Source organism: Streptomyces sp. NPDC005533 (genome assembly GCF_042871845.1).
Taxonomy (GTDB): domain Bacteria; phylum Actinomycetota; class Actinomycetes; order Streptomycetales; family Streptomycetaceae; genus Streptomyces.
This window is the reverse complement of sequence record NZ_JBIAJH010000161.1, coordinates 1-2,176: the sequence shown is the minus strand read 5'-3', so window position 1 is coordinate 2,176 and position 2,176 is coordinate 1. Positions and strand designations below refer to the sequence as shown.

The following is a 2,176-nucleotide window of genomic DNA, read 5'->3' as shown; positions in this document are numbered from 1 at the left end:
TCGGTGACATTAAGTCGATCACCTGGGAAGGTACGCCCTCCGCACTCCGCAGAACATCCCACCCCAGGCCGATCCACAAGTCCTGAGCATTGCTCTACGCGGGACGGATCGCTCTCTATCTGAACTTCTGCCTGATGCGCCGCCTGGAGTGGACGACGCCCGGTTTCCTGGGGCTGGCCGCACTGCAGCAGTGGCTCATCGAGGCACCCCTGCCCTCCCGCAGCTCAACGGTCAGGCCGGGACCGCTCCGGTTCCGCTCGCGGTCCACGGCGAACGCGGTGATGACGGCGGTGGCGGAGTTCCTCCGGTTCGGGCACACGCACGGCTGGGTGCCGGCCTCCACGACCGGACTGCTGGCGCAACCGAAGCTGCTGCGCTTCAACCCGCCCGGCTACGACACAGGCGAATCGGGCCGGCGCCGCGAGGTCCAGGCGGCCGCGTTCCGGTTCCGGATCAACGAACCGGGATACGAGGACCTCAGCGACGAGCAGATCCGCCGCATGATCGCGCTCACCACGAGAGCACGGGACCGCTTCCTGATCACGCTGCTCGCTTGCACCGGGCTGCGGATCGGTGAGGCGCTCGGGCTTCACCGCGCCGACATGCATCTGCTCGCCTCGCCCCGCGCGGCGGGCTGCGGGATCGAGGGCCCGCACGTCCATGTCCGCCGCCGCACCGACAACCCCAACCGCGCCCTGGCGAAGTCCCGCTTCTCCCGCAGCGTGCCGGTCACCGCCGATCTGGTCGCGCTCTACACCGACTATCAGTACGAGCGGGACCGGGTGGCCCAGGCAACCGAGGTGGAGATGGTCTTCGTGAATCTCTTCCGCCCGCCGCTGGGCGGCGCCATGTCCTACCCGAACACCAAGGAGATGTTCGACCGCCTGGCCCGCACCGCCGGGCATGCGTGCCGCCCGCACATGCTGCGCCACTCCGCGGCGACCCGCTGGCTGCGCGACGGCGTCGACCGGGACGTGGTGCAGCGGCTGCTGGGCCACGTCTCACCGCTGTCGATGGAGCACTACCGCCATGTCGACGATGCCGAGGCACGTGCCGCCGTCGAGCACGTCGAATCCCTGAAGGAACGCCCGTGAACATCCCGTCCGTGACCGCGCTGGTGCCCGCACCGCGTGCCGCCGACTCACCAGACTCCGACACCGACGGCTGGGTCCCGTGGCTGCGGACCCGCCTTGACCCTGGCTGGGGACCACCGAATGGCGGCCGGACTGCTGGCTGTTCACCGGCAGCGTCCAAGAACCTCGAACCTCGGTGTCGCCGTGCCGCACGACGGTGTGCGACACGGTGGTCTCACCAGCAGGGATCTTCTGCCCTTTCTGCAGGGAGGAACAGAAGACCTCGCCCCAGTCCGCCGACGAGTTCGCCCGCACCTTCGTGCCCGAACGCAACCGAGTGCCCTTCGGCGGGCTGCCGGAGCAATGCCGCATCAGTACAGACGGGCAGCGCTGTGTCCGCCCACGCCACTGCAGGCAGCTCTGCCTCACGCACTACACCCAGTGGAGATCCTTCACCGCCCGGGGCCTGTCCGGCCGGTGGGAGGACACCGCAGCCCCCTACACCGATACCCCTGCATGTCCGGCACCTGCCTGTCCGCTACCGGGCCTCAACGGCAGGGGCCTGTGCCGTCACCACGCGCAGCGCTTCCGTGAACACCGCCGCGCCCACCCCGACGCCCGGGTGGGCCCATGGGCAGCGCAGCAGCCCCCGTACCTCGCCCCGCACCAGTTCAGTCTGCTGCCGCTGCCCGAGCAGACCCGCCTGGAGGTGCTCCACGGCCTGCAGCAGGCAGACCCATGGCTGCGGATCTTCGAGCCCGCTCAAGTCCGCCGCATGGTCCGCGACCTGGCCGGCACCCCCACACTCCTCAGCCAGATCACCGACGAGCAGATGTGCCCTCGATCCACCGTCGCGGTACTCAGGCTCCTCACCAGAGTCCGCACCGCGGTCCGGGCCGCCCACGCCGAGTACACCGGAACAGCACCGGCCAAGGACGACATCCTGGACCTGCGAGCGCTGGGCCAGCGCTCCCGCACACCGGCCGGCATCCGAACACCCAAGACCGTCGACCTGCGCACGATCCCACAGCACTGGCTGCGCGATCTCCTGCGGACCTGGACGATCCAGCCACGCCCCGGCGCGGACGAGTTCGGCCGCACCC

The 2,176-nt window shown here is 69.9% G+C and carries 1 protein-coding gene and 1 pseudogene; both read left to right on the top strand.

Features of this window, described 5'->3' with window-relative positions:
- The first annotated feature begins 134 nt into the window (after positions 1-134).
- Positions 135-1,094 (top strand): tyrosine-type recombinase/integrase, encoded by a 960-nt coding sequence (locus ACFYP3_RS37585; RefSeq protein ID WP_388842602.1) that lies wholly within the window; start codon positions 135-137, stop codon positions 1,092-1,094.
- Positions 1,095-1,695: 601 nt separating this feature from the next.
- Positions 1,696-2,176 (top strand): annotated as a pseudogene (locus ACFYP3_RS37580) (site-specific integrase); the annotation flags it as partial.

Coding starts and splice junctions, on each gene's coding strand:
- ACFYP3_RS37585 (WP_388842602.1), top strand. CDS start 135: ATGCGCCGCCTGGAGTGGACGACGCCCGGTTTCCTGGGGCTGGCCGCA.